This is a genomic window from Fructobacillus tropaeoli (genome assembly GCF_016860625.1).
GTDB lineage: Bacteria > Bacillota > Bacilli > Lactobacillales > Lactobacillaceae > Fructobacillus > Fructobacillus tropaeoli.
The window spans coordinates 1-15,798 of the sequence record NZ_BOJU01000001.1; the positions used below are offsets into that span (position 1 = coordinate 1).

12 protein-coding genes and 1 pseudogene are annotated in these 15,798 nt (G+C 39.3%); 12 read left to right on the plus strand and 1 reads right to left on the minus strand.

Going from position 1 to position 15,798, the window contains the following annotated elements; translation table 11 throughout:
- Window positions 1–155: 155 nt before the first annotated feature.
- The 11 genes from FT12353_RS00005 (at window position 156) to FT12353_RS00055 (ending at window position 14,010) form a co-directional block, all read left to right on the plus strand.
- The gene (locus FT12353_RS00005) at window positions 156–353 is read left to right on the plus strand and encodes a hypothetical protein (protein WP_203616684.1); all 198 of its coding nucleotides are present in this window, start codon (window positions 156–158) and stop codon (window positions 351–353) included.
- Window positions 354–482: 129 nt separating this feature from the next.
- The gene (locus FT12353_RS00010; RefSeq protein ID WP_203616685.1) at window positions 483–1,589 is read left to right on the plus strand and encodes a toprim domain-containing protein; all 1,107 of its coding nucleotides are present in this window, start codon (window positions 483–485) and stop codon (window positions 1,587–1,589) included.
- Between the two features lie 14 nt (window positions 1,590–1,603).
- Window positions 1,604–2,767, plus strand: coding sequence for a hypothetical protein (locus FT12353_RS00015; protein WP_203616686.1), 1,164 nt, complete (start codon window positions 1,604–1,606; stop codon window positions 2,765–2,767).
- 143 nt (window positions 2,768–2,910) lie between these two features.
- Window positions 2,911–4,587 (plus strand): ArdC-like ssDNA-binding domain-containing protein, encoded by a 1,677-nt coding sequence (locus FT12353_RS00020; protein WP_203616691.1) that lies wholly within the window; start codon window positions 2,911–2,913, stop codon window positions 4,585–4,587.
- Between the two features lie 93 nt (window positions 4,588–4,680).
- A complete protein-coding gene (locus FT12353_RS00025) occupies window positions 4,681–4,953 on the plus strand; it encodes a hypothetical protein (protein ID WP_203616693.1) in 273 nt (90 codons plus the stop codon).
- 233 nt (window positions 4,954–5,186) lie between these two features.
- Window positions 5,187–5,534 (plus strand): plasmid mobilization protein, encoded by a 348-nt coding sequence (locus FT12353_RS00030; RefSeq protein WP_203616695.1) that lies wholly within the window; start codon window positions 5,187–5,189, stop codon window positions 5,532–5,534.
- A gap of 15 nt (window positions 5,535–5,549) precedes the next feature.
- Complete coding sequence (locus FT12353_RS00035) at window positions 5,550–7,196, plus strand: relaxase/mobilization nuclease domain-containing protein (RefSeq protein WP_203616697.1); 1,647 nt, start codon at window positions 5,550–5,552, stop codon at window positions 7,194–7,196.
- A gap of 422 nt (window positions 7,197–7,618) precedes the next feature.
- Entirely contained in the window at window positions 7,619–8,491 is an 873-nt protein-coding gene (locus FT12353_RS00040; RefSeq protein ID WP_203616699.1) for a DNA-methyltransferase, read from the plus strand.
- On the plus strand, window positions 8,492–11,266 hold the full coding sequence (locus FT12353_RS00045) for an Eco57I restriction-modification methylase domain-containing protein (protein ID WP_203616702.1): 2,775 nt from the start codon (window positions 8,492–8,494) through the stop codon (window positions 11,264–11,266). It begins immediately after the preceding gene.
- A gap of 314 nt (window positions 11,267–11,580) precedes the next feature.
- Complete coding sequence (locus FT12353_RS00050; protein ID WP_203616704.1) at window positions 11,581–13,644, plus strand: DNA topoisomerase; 2,064 nt, start codon at window positions 11,581–11,583, stop codon at window positions 13,642–13,644.
- Between the two features lie 201 nt (window positions 13,645–13,845).
- Window positions 13,846–14,010, plus strand: a complete 165-nt coding sequence (locus FT12353_RS00055) for a hypothetical protein (RefSeq protein ID WP_203616705.1) — start codon at window positions 13,846–13,848, stop codon at window positions 14,008–14,010.
- 964 nt (window positions 14,011–14,974) lie between these two features.
- Here the strand turns inward: FT12353_RS00055 and FT12353_RS00060 are convergent.
- A complete protein-coding gene (locus FT12353_RS00060; RefSeq protein ID WP_203616707.1) occupies window positions 14,975–15,232 on the minus strand; it encodes a hypothetical protein in 258 nt (85 codons plus the stop codon).
- Between FT12353_RS00060 and FT12353_RS00065 the strand changes: the two are divergent.
- A pseudogene (locus FT12353_RS00065) lies at window positions 15,218–15,358 on the plus strand (helix-turn-helix domain-containing protein); the annotation flags it as partial. The gene FT12353_RS00060 and the pseudogene FT12353_RS00065 overlap by 15 nt on opposite strands.
- Window positions 15,359–15,798: the final 440 nt, after the last annotated feature.

Consider the following 15,798-nt stretch of genomic DNA (forward strand, 5'->3'; position numbering starts at 1 on the left):
ATAAGATGATAAAATTAAATGGCTCAAAGAAATTCTCCTTTTGGTTTGTCTAGCAACTACCATTGTAAAGAATTCTTTGGGTTTTTTATTTTAAATTTTCTCGTTCGAATTAATTATAGAATCTGCCATTTCATTAAAAATAGGAGAAAAAAAGCATGTTGACTTTACTTGCACACGCGCACCATTCAAATGGTGGCGCTAACATCATTCAAACCATCTTAAATGGCATTATCCGAGGATTTTCATGGCGCATCGGATCCAACATTGGCCGTGGTATTCCATTTGTTTTTTGCCTGTTAATTGCTGGAGGCGTGGCCGCCTTGGCTTGGTATTTTTATCGAAAAAACAAGTAAACAACTGGCAATTAAAATCCAGCAGCGGTCATACTTGGAGAAGTAGAGAAAAGTAGAGAAAAGTAGAGAAAAGTAGAGAAAAGTAGAGAAAAGTAGAGAAAACTCTACTTTTTTGGAAAGGAGAAGTATATGAACATCGAAGAACGGGCACAAATACTCGAAAAAGGGCGCCAATTAGCGATGGTTGACGTTGCGCATGCTCTTGATATGTCGTTAAAGCCTGCAGGAGCTCACTATACGTGGACGGATCATGATAGCTTGGTGATTGATACGCGAAAGAATATGTTTTATTGGAACAGTCAAGGTTTTGGTGGTGACAATATCAAACTGATTCAAACCGTTAAAGATTGTGACTTCAATGAAGCACTTTCTTTTTTAGCTCGTGTTCAGGGGCAGACGTTTCAAGCAACCCCTTTACAACCCAAAGAGTTCACGTATCGATTAAAAGACCATCAAAAATTTAATTTAGCCAGTCAATACTTACAAGAAGAGCGAGGCTTGAGTGCCGAGACGATTAACTTTTTTAAAGACCAAGGGCTCATCAGTCAGGCGAGTTATTTAACGGATTATGAAAACAAAAAAAGTGAACCAGTCATTGTTTTTAAAAATAAAGTGCAAGACGAAATCTTGGGCATTAGTGTCCAAGGAATCTGGCAGAAAAAAGAATACGGGAAGCGGGGACATTTAAAGCGGACACAGGGGAGTGGCTTTGCAGGATTTCAAGTTGTATTAGGCAAAGTACCAACAAAACCAACCGCTCATGATCCGCTGCGAGTGATTGCTTTTGAAGCGCCGATTGACTTGTTGTCCTATTACGAGTTGTATCATCAAAAACTAGACAATATTGTCTTAGTCGCCATGAATGGCCTCAGAAAAGGCACAATTAGTCAAAGCATTGCCAATCAAATTAACCCTGAGATGGCGGCCGAGAAGAAGCCAGAATTAATGGATTTTTTGGAAGGGAATGAAATTTTTGACCAAAATGCGATTCAAGTGATTCTCGCGGTTGACCATGATGAGGCTGGTCAGAAATTTATTGATGACTTTCATTATCAACACATTAAAGTGGCCCCACATCAACCACCTAAAATGGCGCACCAAGAAAAAATGGATTGGAATGATTTTTTAAAAGGGACCAAGGGGTTACAAGCCAATCACCGTCCAAATTTTCAAACCAAATATGAACCGCAAAAGACTGTTGCATTCAGTAAGCAACAGTCTTTTTCAATGCACTAAAAGAGGAGTCAATTATGCAGGACAAAATGTATTATGGCAGCCCTGAGGGCTTGTTTCAGGAGCCGAGTTGGCCGGCACAAGGCTTTCCATTATTTGACCAGGCGGAACCCGCAATCAAGCGAGCAGGCCAGGATGGTTTTTTGTACGAAGTCAGTACCGAACCTTTACTTTTTTTAAATGCTTTACGTCCAGATCGCCTTAGTTTTTCCAAAACTGAACGAGAAACGTTGATGGCTTTTGCGCCAGCTACGGAGCAAAAGCAGCTAAACGATTCGACGAATGATTTGGATTTGGTACGTCAAGTTTTGGCTCAGGTCCAAATGGGACAGCGTCAAAACGTTGCGCAGTATTTAACGAAAATCAATTATGGTTATGCCCTCGATCAAGGGCAAGTTCTTTTGTTTGATGGTCAATATTTGGATATTTTACGAGAACAAAGCGTCCGTGATTTTCAACAAACTACCATCGAACCCCGTCGGGTTGACTGGAAACAAATGAAGCAAGAAATTGTGTCCGAAAGTGCGTTGCAAGTCGGGTACTTGGCGGAAGTGAAAGCCAAAATGTTGGCGTTAGACCCTGATATTTTTCAAAAAGTCTTCGCTAATAATTCAAACGCCATGGGGCACTTGTTACAACATGCAAGTGAAGAATCACCCGAAAATATTGGTGCTTTTGATAACCTTTTAGTCACCGAAATGGTACGTCAGTTAAATTATCAAGATTTTAAAGAAATTGCGCCATACTTTTTCAATTACCAGCAAGTGTTGAATCAGCATGGTGAAACGGAATTTGTGGCGGAAGAATTTGAAACGGCGCCTGCCTTGCAAGAAGCCTTGGCGGCTGGCGCTTTGCAAAGTGTGAATGGTTTTGATGCACGAGCATTGCAAGAAAGCTATCAAAATCTATTTCAAAGCTATTTTGAGCCGGACACTGTTGCAAGCATTCAAAACGGGTTGGATTGGGTCAAGCTGTTAAAAGATGACCAGCAGGCATTTGAGCAAAACAAAGCAGCCGATGCGACTTTTAGTTTGGCAGATTATCAAGCATTCATCCAAGAGGCCGATCCATACGGATTAATTAGTTTTTATGGGCATGAGGAAATACAAGCGTTGGTGGCAGGTGATGAGAAGCAAGTAGAACAAAGTCAGGCTGCCGAAACCAAAGGGCCAAAACTATAAGGACAATAAAAAAAGCCGGGTTTCCCCGACTTCTCTCATTCTCATGGCACCAAAAAGGAATAAATAGCCTAATCTATGGCGCAATTTCGGCTCACGCGTGCCTGTACTACTTATTCCTAAATATTATATTAGGAGGAATCGAAATGGAAGTCAAGTATTTGAATCCAAAATTTCTAGCAGAAGAAATGGCTCGCACTGGTTCTTACCAGTTTGATTTGAAAGCTAACCGTTTGTATGTTGGCATTTATGATCAAAAAACAGGATGGTTTATTCCTTTAGAAGGGCGTCTTTCTTCAAGAGCCCCACGTGATGGTGTCTTTGAAACACCGTTTCCAAACCATAACCCTCACCTTAAGAGGCCTGGTTTGAATTTGCAAAAAGCCATTTTTATAGAAAAAGAAAGTGCACTGATTGCTATTGATAACACTTTGCCTAGGGATCAATATCAATTTATCCAACAACATTTAACGCAGATTGAAGCGCAACTCAAGGCTTATACCAAACGAATTATCCAACTGCCTAATCGACATCCAAATTTAACCATGAGTACGGTGCCATTCTATCCCAAAGGCATTGAAAAACTATTGCATCAACGCGTCGATCGTTTTGGCCTGGAAGGACCGGTTACACGTTATCAGGAAACCAATACAACATCAAAAGAGGAGAAAAAGAATATGTATGAAGGCATGAAAGACACCAACCCCAAACAATTAGCGAAAGATATTTTAGCAAAAGTCCAACAAGAACCAGAACAAAGCGGGGATTTAGTGCCCGATAATCAGGAGGAAGAACTGGATGATAATTTACAAGAAATCATTCAAGGAAAAGATACCAAGCGCCTGAATCGTTATTTAAAACGAGGGCTTTCAAAATATCGCCAGTCTGATTATTTGAAAAGTTATTTAAAGTTCGCCGCACAATTCCCGCAATATTCAAGTCGTAACCAACGGTTATTACACGAACAAGCCCCTGGTGCCCGACAAGTTGCGAGCTTCCAGCAATGGAAAAACATGGGTAACCCCATCAAAAAAGGTGCCAAGTCATTACGCATTTGGGCACCCGTAACGGTCATTCAAAAAGACCAAGAGGGCCAACCTGTGCTTGATGAAAATGGTCAAAAGAAACGCGATACCTATTACAAACTTGTTCCTGTTTTTGACCAAACCCAAGTGACTGATCCCCAAAAAATCGTCCAACCAGTCAAACCAATTGAAGGTGAACTAGACAGCCCTCAGCACCCCGATCGTTTTGAAAAAGCGATGCAAATTGTCACTGGTTTAACAACAGCGAAAGTGGTTTTTGGGGCCATGCCACCGAACCATCCGGAGGCCAATGGCTATTTTAATGCTGAACAAAAAACCATTGTTTTGAAGAATGGCTTGAGTCAAAACCAAACCATTCACACGTTGTTACATGAAGTGGCACACAGTCGTTTGCACCAAAATGAAACGGCTGAATTTGGCAGTGAAGCTTACCAAAGAGGTGAGTTTGTGGCTGAAAGTATGGCCTTTATTTTGTCCGAAAAGTTAGGAATTGATACCAAAGCATATAGTTTTGGTTACCTGGATAACTGGACACAAGATGATCCAAAACTCGAAAAGCTAACCGATGTTTTTGAACAAATTAGTGCTGAAGCCAAGACGTTAGCTGATCAAATTGATGAACGGTTAATTACTTTACAAACGCAAAGTGAACATCAACAAATGTTACAAACTGTCGTGCAACCAAACCTTGAAGAGGCCAAAGAAGCACAAAGTGAAGTGACCAAAGAAAACATTCCCAGTGAAAATTTAACCCAAGCGGCGGGGCCAAAAATGTAAAAAAACCGTCGCATTTACAAAATAAAAGTAGTGGACCGCAAATGAGTATGCGCCAAAAAATGAATCAATCTGCTAACACAGGAGAAGAAGAATATGTCTGATTACCAAACCATTTATGAAACTATTCTGGCCGTTTTAACGGACGACTTTACTAAAGAATTGACACGTGAAGACCTGCTTTTAGATCCCATTGTCATGATCAAACGCGTTGAAACCCTGCAAAAAAGTTATGAAGAATTGGCACAACAAGACCAACTAGCAGACTTGGATAAAACGTTAAAATGGTTAAAAAACAATCAAGGAAAACCAGCTTATCAGTCGCTTTTTGATGATTTGAAAATGGCTTATTTTGACGAAGAACAATGACTTTGTGAAAGAATTTAACCGGGGATTGGGGCAGCGCCCCAAAGTTTACCCCCTTCATCTGCGAGCAGAAGAGGGGGGAATTTCGGCATTGTGACTAGTCACATGCTAAACTTGCAAAAAGGACGACCCTCTTTTTTAGCCAACAGGTGTTGGCTTTTTTCTTTCCCCCTGGTTTTTAGGCTGATAACCACTCTCTATGTTTGATTTCACAAAGAAAAGAAAGGAGTGATTAGATGGTTTTGAACAATAATCGTAAACGTAAAAAACAAAAAATGGTTTATTTAACAGAACAAGAAAATCAACAATTAAACCAACGTGTTCAAGCAAGTCAAAGTCCTAGTTTTCAAAATTTTGCTTTGCAAATGTTGTTAACCGGGCAAGTCGTCCATCGTGATTTTTCAGAATTAAAACAACTGCGGTTTGAGGTCGCTAAGTTAGGAGCCAATGTTAATCAGTTAGCGCGGGCCGCCCAGGTCTATCGTCAAGTTGATGCCGAAGTCGTCGAAGAAATGATGACCATGTTTCAGGAATTTAAGAAAGAACTAGATGACTTACAACAACAACTTCTTCAAAAAGATTAAGAAAGGAAGTAACACATGGTGTACACCAAAAGTTTTGTCATTCACTCTGTTGATAATTTACGTCATGCTGATCAGTACATTAAAAATAAAGAGAAAATTTCCAAAGCCCAGCAAGCTGACTATTTGAAAAGTGCCTTAACCTATGTTGAAAATGCCGAGAAAACCAATGGACAAGAAATGTTAAGTGGGCACTTGATTGGGAACTTGGCAGACTCGTATAACGAAATGTTAGCGACGCAAATGTTAGCGTATCTAGAAAAAGGGAAGGATTTAAATTTTGATGATCAAGGGCACTTGATTCCTTTTGAGTATCAAGATTTACAAAAAATAACTGGGCGGGGTAGTCCCCAGTTGGCCCACCATTTAATTCAATCCTTTAGTCCAGATGATCCATTAACGCCTGAGGAGGTCCATGAGATTGGCCGAAAAACGGTGATGGAATTAACTGGTGGGGACTATCAATTTGTGATCGCCACTCATTTAGATCAAGATCATTTGCATAACCATATTATTTTTAACCACGTGAGTTCACTGGACGGTTCCGCTTTTCGTTGGCAGAAGGGGACGGCGAAACAATATGGCGATATTTCAAACAAAATTGCCAGTCGTTATGGGGCGAAGATTATTGAACCGGGTATGAAGTCGAACCACCAACGTTATACGAAATGGCAAACGGAAAACTTATACCGCAAAAAAATCAAAGCCCGCCTAGACTACTTATTAGCCAATGCGAATTCCAAGATGGACTTCTTAGAAAAAGCCGCGGCCATTCATTTACAAGTCGATACAAGTGGCCAACACACCAAATTTAAATTGGCCGATAGTGACCAAATCAAATGGACTCGGGCGCGCAGTTTGGATAAAAAGCAGCCAGAATTGTATCAAATGGCCAACATGGAAAAGCGCTTAGCAGAAAATGATGTGCAAGTCAGTGTGGCCGAAGTCGTGCAAAATTATCAAGAAAACATTGAACAAGAACAAGAAGACTTTGGTTGGCGTGTGGTGATTGAACCTTGGCAGATTTATTCCAAAACGAGTCAAGGTTTGTATGTCAATGTGGACTTTGGCTCTGATGACCAAGCCCAAGTTTTGATTTATGGGTCACAATTAGATGAATTAGAAAACGGCCAATATGCTTTTTTTGTAAAAGATAATGATTATTACAACATCACGCGGCCACAAAAAGGACAAGGGGATAAGCGCTTTATTAAGGGCTCGACTTTAGCCCAACAGCTGAGTCGTTATAACGGGCAACAACCGATCCGAAAAGAACCCGTGATTGCTTCTTTAGCCGCAAAACTCAAAGCGTTAGACTTCTATGCCCAACATGGTGACGGGACGTTACGGAGTGGTCAGGCTCAGCAAATTGAACAAAACTTAGTGGAAACCATGGCAACGGCTAAGGAACGTTTGGCGGACCTTGACGATAAAATGGTGCAATTGCGACAAGAAATGGCCCAGCAGTTAGATGATTCAAAAGTCCGGGCAAATCTTCAAAAGGAACTAAATGCTTGGACGATTAGCCGTGATTTGTTACATGAACAATATGAGCAAGCAGTTCATGATTTAGACTATCACCGTGGTGTTCATGCCAAGATGACGAATGTCTATGAACAGCAAACCCAAAAAGAGGACACAAAGACAAGAGGTCCCCAATTATAGAAACAGGAGAAAGCAACATGAAAAAACAGGTTTAACGAAAGCAGGGCATATTTTGCAAAAACTCGTATCGTATTGGTGGAAATGGGCGCAACGTTGTTGTTTTGTCGTTGTGCTCATCATGTTTTGGGGCGGTACACACAGCGTTACCATTGCCAAAAAACAAGGTGCTCACACCCTATCAGCCGAACAGTTGGTCAACATTTACACGTTGTTATCGCCATGATTGAAGTATTGGCAGAGCTATTGACCAATCGTAAATTCAAAAATATTAAATAAAAAGGAGGAGATTGTATGAAACCATATGTGAAAATGATTTTTGTTGGGAGTGTACTCTTTTTGACATAAAATACCATGTTTTATTAAGGGGCTTATCAAGGCATGGTAGAATTGAATTAGCAATTTGTAGTAGGAGACAAGCCCCGATGATTAATAAAAATGTTGAAAATAAGCATTCATTAGCAAAAACCAAATTTCTAAACAATGTCATTCAAGGTGATTCGTTGGAAGAAATGGCAAAAATCCCTAATTCTTCAATTGATATGGTTTTAGTGGACTTACCGTATGGAACAACTCAAAATAAATGGGATAGTATCATTCCGTTAGATGAGTTATGGGCTCAATACCATCGAATTGTTAAGCCTAATGGTGCCATGGTATTTACATCGTCTGGTATGTTTACAGCTCAATTAATGCTCTCAAATGTTAAAGAATACAAATATAAATACGTCTGGGAAAAATCAAAATCTACCAATTTTTTAAACGCGAAAAAGCAACCACTTCGTAAGCATGAAGATATTTTGGTGTTTTATAAAAAGCAACCTACATACCATCCTCAGATGTCACAGGGGAAAGCCTACTCGAAGGGTGTTAGGAAAAATCAAGTTACTGGATCGTATGGTGATTTTGATCCCGTTTTGGTTAAGAGCGATGGTCAACGGTACCCTGTTGATGTTATTTATTTTAAAACGGCTGAATCCGAAGGACCTGTGGTTCATCCAACCCAAAAGCCTGTTGAGCTAGGAAGGTATTTGATTAGAACATTCACAAATCCTGGGGACGTGGTATTGGATAACACTTCTGGGGCTGGTTCATTTTTGATTGCGGCTTTAAAAGAGGGCCGTAACTTTATTGGGATTGAAAAAAATCAAAACATTGCTTTATTTAAGCATCAACCAGTGGATTATATCAATGTCACAAGAAGGCGGATTCAAGAGACTCTGAATTTATTGGAAGAAACCAATAATGATAACTTAACAACTGTTGCTAATGTCAATCTTATTAAGGAGTTGCGTTAAATGTTTGATTCTGATTTATTTGCAAATGAACGAAGCGAGGGTGGCGAATTAATTGTTGAAATGAATTTACTATTCAATCGTTATGATTGGGGAATGAAATCAGCAGTTGGAGAACTATCATTGAAAACTGAATATGCAGAGGACGACCGTAATGAGACTTTGTTTCCTGATGCGGTTATTTTTGCAGATGTAGCGAAAAATGCCCCCCTTATGGGTTGGGAATTCAAAATGCCAGATGTAAAAATTGACGACCCCGAACTGTATTCTAACGCGTTAGATAAAGCGAACCGTATGGGCACGCAGGTGTTTGTCCTTTGGAATTTTCAGTATGCAGCGGTCTACGAAAAAAATGAAGATGGCTGGCCACTGGAACCAACACGCTTTTTCAGAGAGTTTGATAGTATTTTGACAAGTCGTCAAAATGTGCATTCTAATAAGAACGAATGGAAACAGCAGCTCTATGATGTTCTCGCTTACTTGAATTTAGAATTATTAGGCCAAAAATTTGAGGTGGCACCAATAGAATTCAATATTGAAAACTATGTCTCGACAATTGCCAACAAATTGTCGCCCGAAGTTGCAACAAATTTCCTTCAAAGTTCTGACACACGCTTAAAAGCAAGAATGAGAAAATGGCGGAAATCTGAACAGGCTGAATTGATCGAAGTTGGAAAAAATGAAAGTGATGAAAAGGTCGCTAGTGCATTTGCACGAAATGTAATCATTCGGTGGGTGAACAGAATTATATTTGCACATCTGTTGAAAAGTAAGCAAAATAGTATTAATGCTTTATTAATTCGATTTTCAAAGAATGCTGACATTGTTGAATTTGCTAAGGATTTAAACTGTGCCGTTAAAAAAACGGACTTTTATACTATTCTACACGTTGAAGATTATGAGGATGAATTACCTCAACGTGTAGCAACCAATTTAAACGAATTTAATTTGTATTTAGCAAATACTGATTTTTCAAACGTCAGTGAAAAATTTGTTTCAAGATTACTTGAAAGTTTAGTGGATGTTACCGTACGAGAATTAATGGGGCTGTATACAACACCAGTAAATCTTGCGAAATTTTTAGTTGGTATAACTGTTCAAAATACAGAAGGTAACTTTGCCGATTTGACTACTGGTTCGGGAACAATCGCCCATGCAATACAAAGTCTTCTTAAATCCAACGGGAAATCTGAAGATTTTGTGCATAATCACGTCTGGGCCTCGGATAGGTTTGGTTACCCTTTGCAGATTGCCAATTTGAATTTGACATCACCCGATAGTTTTAATTTAAAGAACATTGTCTTTCAGCGTAATGTGATGAGCCTCAAAGTAGGAGAAAAAATTTCGATTGTCGATCCTGCTTTGGGGGGGTTAACGCCAGTTAAAATTCCATCTTTTGACTATATTATTTCAAATTTACCATTTATTGGAAGTAATGATAGAAATGATGAAGACCAATCATATGTTAATGAGTTGCTTGAACGTTTTAATGATCTTGATAATAAAACAGATCTTTATCAAGCTATCATCTTGCATTTCGCATCATTATTGAACAACCAGCCAAATGCTCGAGTGGGAGTTATTACTTCTAATTCCTGGACAAAAGTGAAAAAAAATTATAAGTCATTTTTTAAAACATTGACCAGCATTTTTGATGTTGAGATGGTAGTTCAGCCTAAGCGAGGACGATGGTTCCAAAATGCAGCGGTCATGACTACTATTTTGGTTCTTAAATTCAAGACAACAGATACTAATCCACTGACCAGATTTATCATGATTAAAGAAGGGCTTACGTCGCCAACTGGGTATGTAGATAAAATTGATGATTTGATTGATGATATTAAGCTGAGCGAGTCAAATGATTTGTATTGTCAACAAGTTCTGTCACTTAACGAAATTAAAGAATATCTTAATATGGGAATTTCAGTTGAGGCATTGTTTGATGACATCAGTTGGCTAGGTTTGTTGAAAACGAAGATGTCACCATTAAGTAATTACCTCGAGGGTGGAAGGGGTACAAGAACTGGAGGCGATTCAATTTTCATCATGGATAGTAAGAAAGTAGATGATGATTATGCAGTCCCTTATCTTCAGACAATTAAGGACGTTACATCATTTGAGGTTGGAAAGACTCGCCATTATTATTTCTATACAAAAGATAACTTAACTACTATAGAAGAACGCGGAGAAAAAAAGACCCTTCAATATCTAAAAAGTGTTCAGATGTCACCTTCCGCCATTAATCGACAAGAAAGGTTCGGCGATAAGTGGTTTAATGCCGATCAAGCACCTCAATATGCAGATTTCATCACATCCATCAATCCTCAAGATAGGTACTTTTGGAGTCGAATGATTCCTCGTAGTGCTGTAAATCAACGCGTGACGGCTTTTAGAATAAAAAAGTCATTTCATAATGATATTGAAGTTTTACATGCGATTTTAAATAGTTTACCAGCACAGTACATGTTAGCAGCTTCAGGTTTTGGTCGTGGACAAGGGGTGACTGATCTGACTAAGGATGGAATTATTCAAATCTACATTCCAAGTTTAGATGAACTATCAACTAGTGAGAAAAATAAAATAGTAGAACTTTGGCAAACTGTCAAGTATAAGCCCGTGCCCAGAGTAATGGAGCAGATTGAAGATGTGGCCTGGGTGAACTTTAACAAAGAAATTCTAAAAATCTACGGCCTAAATATTGATGTGTTTGACTCGATGTCAAAGGCTCTTGTTGATTTACTCGAACGTAGGTCATCTGCTAAAAGTGTGGTCGGATAAGTTCTATAAGCAGATAATACTCAGAAAGACATAAAAAACTCCGTTCCTACCACAAGTCAGGGCGAAGCCGAGCATTTAATCGATATATATTGATTAAAGTACTTAACTTTTATATAATACATTTACAGTTAGTGATAGCTCTATTTCGTCCATTAAGCTGAAAACCGCTCAAAGTATTCAACGCTTGTGGATTTATTTATTTGATAAGTTTATTTTATCACATTAATTTAATAGACTACTGTAAGACGCTTATATAGGCGTCTTTTTGTTTATTTTATTTTTCAAACCAATTTACTATGAAAGGACATCTCACTATGCCAAAATATTTAATTATTACTGAAAAGCCTTCTGCACGAAAGAACTTTGAAAAGGCACTTGGTGGCATCACTGGGCACCTTACAAATTACGATTATGAACTAACCAACTTGCGTGGCCATGTGATGACCCTTAAAGAACCACAAGAACAGGTGAGTGCTGCTCTAAAAGAAAAGTATGAATCGTGGCAACTCAAGGACTTACCGTGGAATTTAAAAGACCTATCTTGGAAGCGTACTTACTTAAAGTCTTGGAACCCTCGATCTAAAAAGATGGAAAGTACCAAGAGCCTTGTGGATGACTTGAAGAAGAAGGCAGCGACTGCCGATGCTTTAGTCATTGCCACTGATACGGATCCATCTGGTGAAGGTGATTTGCTCGCTTGGGAAGCCATTGACGCCATTAAATGGACAGGCCCCGTCTTCCGAGCTAGTTTTGCAGACGAGAGCCCCAAGAGTTTGCTAAAAGCCTTAAACAATCTAAAATCCATCGAAGGCAAGGAGCAGCATGGGGCCTATCAAAAGGGGCTGGCTCGAAACAAATGGGACTTTGCCTCGATGCAATTAACCCGTGCAGCTACCACCTTAACTCGTGGACAAGGATATTCACTTGTTTCAAGACAAGGTCGCTTAAAATCAGCCATGTTACTCAAAATTTACCAACAACTGGAAGCGATTAAGAACTATGTCAAGGTGCCTTACTTTGAGTATCGTTTTAAAGATGAAAACGGCCATGTTTTCGCACGAAAAGCACCTGAGAAGGGGGAGAAAGTTCCTTTCCGTTATGCAACGAAAGAGGCTCTAACGGCGGCCGAGAGCTTCCAGGAGAGCAGTGCTGTCCAACAATTATCCGTAACTGACAAGAAGACTGTGCCACCGAAGCTTTTAGACCTAGCCTCGCTGTCAGCCATACTGTCAAAAGAAGGCTTTAAGGCCAAGGAAATCTTGGCAACCTACCAAAAGCTGTATGAAGCGCAGATTGTTTCTTACCCCCGAACAGAAGATAAAACGATCACACCCGAGCAGTTTCAAGATATGTTGCCTTTAGTTGATCAAATTGCTAGTTTGGTTGGAGCTGATCAAACACTGCTCACTCATCGTCAACCACGTCCTACACATGTTAAAGATCAAGGAGCTCACGGTGCTAATCGTCCCGGAACTAAAGTTCCGAAGGATTTAGATAGCCTTAGTTCCTTTGGCGATTCTGCTAAGCGGATCTATGAAGTCTTAGCTAAAAACTTCTTGGCCATGTTCGCAGAAGATTATCATTATAAGCAAATCAAAGGTGCCTTACATGATTATCCAGAATTCATCACGACATTAAATCAGCCCAGTTCTTTGGGGTGGAAAGCCGTTTACCAAGACCAGGATAACGATGAGGAAGACCAAGCCAGCCAAGGGCTTGGCACCATGGGACATCTATTTGTTCATGAAGGACAAAATAGTAAGCCAACAGCACCTAGTTGGAAATGGCTGAAAACCTTCTTAGAAAAGAACAACATCGGTACTGGTGCCACCAGAACTAGTACCTATGGGGAGCTTTCAAGTGGTAAAAACGCTTATATCATTGACAAGAAAGGGAAGATTGATTTAACCAAAGACGGCCAAGCAGTGGCCATCATGGCACAAGGCACATGGTTAGCAGATCCGCGAACCACCAAGCGTGTCTTTGAAATTTTTGATCAAGTTGGCCGGTTTGAAGTCAGTGCTGATCAAGCGATGAACTCGATTGTCTTGACGGTTAACCATGATATTCCTGTCATGACCGAAAACGCCAAAAAACTAAAAGACAGCCTTGGTGCCCCCAAGGAAACTAAAAAACAAGCCAAAAGTCCCACTAAGGAAAAGGTAACTGGCATATGGCGGGGCAAGGAAGTGTCCTTCTCAAGCAAGTTTTCTGGCCATAAATTTACTGAACAAGAAATTGAAGACTTGCTCGATGGCCAAAGAATTGCTTTTAAAGCCAGAAGTAAAAAGGGGAAGTCCTTTGAAGTAGCCGGAAGGCTGGAAATTCAAACATACAAGACCAGTAAATTTGTCGGCTTTAAACCAGAATTTAAATAACAGAAAACGAAGCCATCATAAGGGCACAGATTTTGTTTGGTTTAATTTAATCCTCGATAAAAAGAAATCGCGTAAAATGAAAAAAGTAGAGAAAATGCTACTTTTGGAAAAGTGGTTGCCATGTTACAGCAGGAATATGAACGGAGACTCTTGCAAGAGCGTGGATCGTGTTATGAACGTTTACCCAGTTTAGAGATTGCGATGAAGGTTGCGCAGTTATTAGTAGAACGCTTCTCCGAGGGACTTGATTTATCTCAAAAGCGTCACCTAGCTGATCAATTATCAATAACGGATAAGAGTTTAGAGCGCTTACTGGACTTGTTATTTGACAACGGACACTATGAGTTAATAACTACTACTGACTGATGAAACTGGTAAATAAAGGCCGATCAGTGTATAACGAACAAGAAAAGTAGAGTTTTCTCTACTTTTTATTTGAAATCTATATTATAATGATTGTATCCTGGCAAAGTAAACAGTAAAATCCGTATGGTTAAGACGTTTATAATATAATATTAGTATACAAACAAGTGAAGATGGTTGCTATCCTGGAGATGTGGGTTATGATGTTAACATATAAGCCACATAAGCCGCAGAGTTGGTCAACTTCGTTGGAAGTAACATCAATTGCTAATCAAATTCGTCACACTTGTAATTTTTTGTATTTATTAAGTCGCATTATTATTCTTTTTGTTATATAATAATCCTGTCCCTTTTTAAAGGGGACAAGAAAAAGGGGATTCTTCCTCCACCCGCTGGCTGACTGGATGAACACACTATCTTGTATGAGTAATGATTTTTCGTTTCATTTTGAAATTCTCTCTTAAAATATTTTGTTCAATCCACCATTTTGGTATTTACTCATTCTTCTTAAAACACTAAATACTCTTTAATTCATGCAGTGAAATACCTTGATATCAACAAGTATCAATTACAAATCATGTAACAATTTAATTTACTCCAATCAGCAAAAGCCGTGGGGCCTACCAGAGCATTGATCTGCCACTGGTAGGCCTTTTTCTTTGCTCATAAAAAAGGGGGACATGTTGTTCGTGTCCCCTCGATGTATTCAACTATGGCCATAATAATCATAATACTGAGCTTTGGTTTCAGCCAAGCACTTAGGGTCTTGATCCAAATATTTGTAAAACTTCACGGCCATTTTGCACGTGAATTTAATGAGACGCCAAGCTAGATAAATCGTCCCAAACCAGAAGACAAAATACATGGCAACAAACAAAAAGCCAAAGATGGCACCACCTGTGCTAGTTTCAGTGTATGGATAATATTTTGCATGTTTTATCTCCCCAAGTACCACCTATAAATATAATTATTTTTTTAAATAATCTTTTAGAAATTGTTCCAATAAAGCAGAAAAACTTAACCCTTGATCGGCTGCATTGAGCATTGCTTCATCATGAATTGATGGCTTCATCATGATGACATATTGCTTTTTATTCTCTCGTTTTACGCGCGGTGTTGCAGAAGGGGTAGGGCGCTGCTTTTCATCTTCTGCTGATTGGTTTTGGTGATTTCTTTCCGTCTTATATTTAGATATTAAGAGGTATTTACAATGGATTCCCGTCACTTAACTTTAGAAGATCGTGTCAAATTAGAAACCTGGATTGAAGAAGGTTATTCTCTATCACAAATTGCCACTCGTCTAGGTTTTGCCCGTTCCACTATTACCAGTGTTATTAACTTTTGTCGAAAGAAAAACGAGATATGCCGAAGTGGTGCTCGTAAAGAATAAGTGCGCTTATTCAATAAGCGAAGCGATTGGAGGATTATCGTTTGAAGCAAGAAGAACGGCAGGAAGAAATCGAAGAAGTCCAACAGCCTCGTGGTCGCAGCCTTTAAAAGACGGGAGTAAATAATTCAAAAATTAAATAATAGAAAGTTGAAGTTCTATGGGTTCCTAGAACTGGTGGTGCGTTTTGTGGCCTATTGGTTTTTTATGGTGTCAGCGCTTCGTTTGGGAATATTTTCCAATGTGTATTTTGGATTACCCTCTGTTCGAGCGACGGATGTTATCACGACACAAAGGATGATGACACTAGAAGACGTACAAAAAGCACTAGTCATCATCAAGTTAATCTATCAAGTTAATCTTAAGATATGTTTTATTTTATCTCTCAATGATTTATGCGTTCA

Excerpts from the sequence above, each read along its gene's own strand:
- FT12353_RS00005 (WP_203616684.1), top strand. The coding sequence starts at position 156 with ATGTTGACTTTACTTGCACACGCGCACCATTCAAATGGTGGCGCTAAC.
- FT12353_RS00010 (WP_203616685.1), top strand. The coding sequence starts at position 483 with ATGAACATCGAAGAACGGGCACAAATACTCGAAAAAGGGCGCCAATTA.
- FT12353_RS00015 (WP_203616686.1), top strand. The coding sequence starts at position 1,604 with ATGCAGGACAAAATGTATTATGGCAGCCCTGAGGGCTTGTTTCAGGAG.
- FT12353_RS00020 (WP_203616691.1), top strand. The coding sequence starts at position 2,911 with ATGGAAGTCAAGTATTTGAATCCAAAATTTCTAGCAGAAGAAATGGCT.
- FT12353_RS00025 (WP_203616693.1), top strand. The coding sequence starts at position 4,681 with ATGTCTGATTACCAAACCATTTATGAAACTATTCTGGCCGTTTTAACG.
- FT12353_RS00030 (WP_203616695.1), top strand. The coding sequence starts at position 5,187 with ATGGTTTTGAACAATAATCGTAAACGTAAAAAACAAAAAATGGTTTAT.
- FT12353_RS00035 (WP_203616697.1), top strand. The coding sequence starts at position 5,550 with ATGGTGTACACCAAAAGTTTTGTCATTCACTCTGTTGATAATTTACGT.
- FT12353_RS00040 (WP_203616699.1), top strand. The coding sequence starts at position 7,619 with ATGATTAATAAAAATGTTGAAAATAAGCATTCATTAGCAAAAACCAAA.
- FT12353_RS00045 (WP_203616702.1), top strand. The coding sequence starts at position 8,492 with ATGTTTGATTCTGATTTATTTGCAAATGAACGAAGCGAGGGTGGCGAA.
- FT12353_RS00050 (WP_203616704.1), top strand. The coding sequence starts at position 11,581 with ATGCCAAAATATTTAATTATTACTGAAAAGCCTTCTGCACGAAAGAAC.
- FT12353_RS00055 (WP_203616705.1), top strand. The coding sequence starts at position 13,846 with ATGAAGGTTGCGCAGTTATTAGTAGAACGCTTCTCCGAGGGACTTGAT.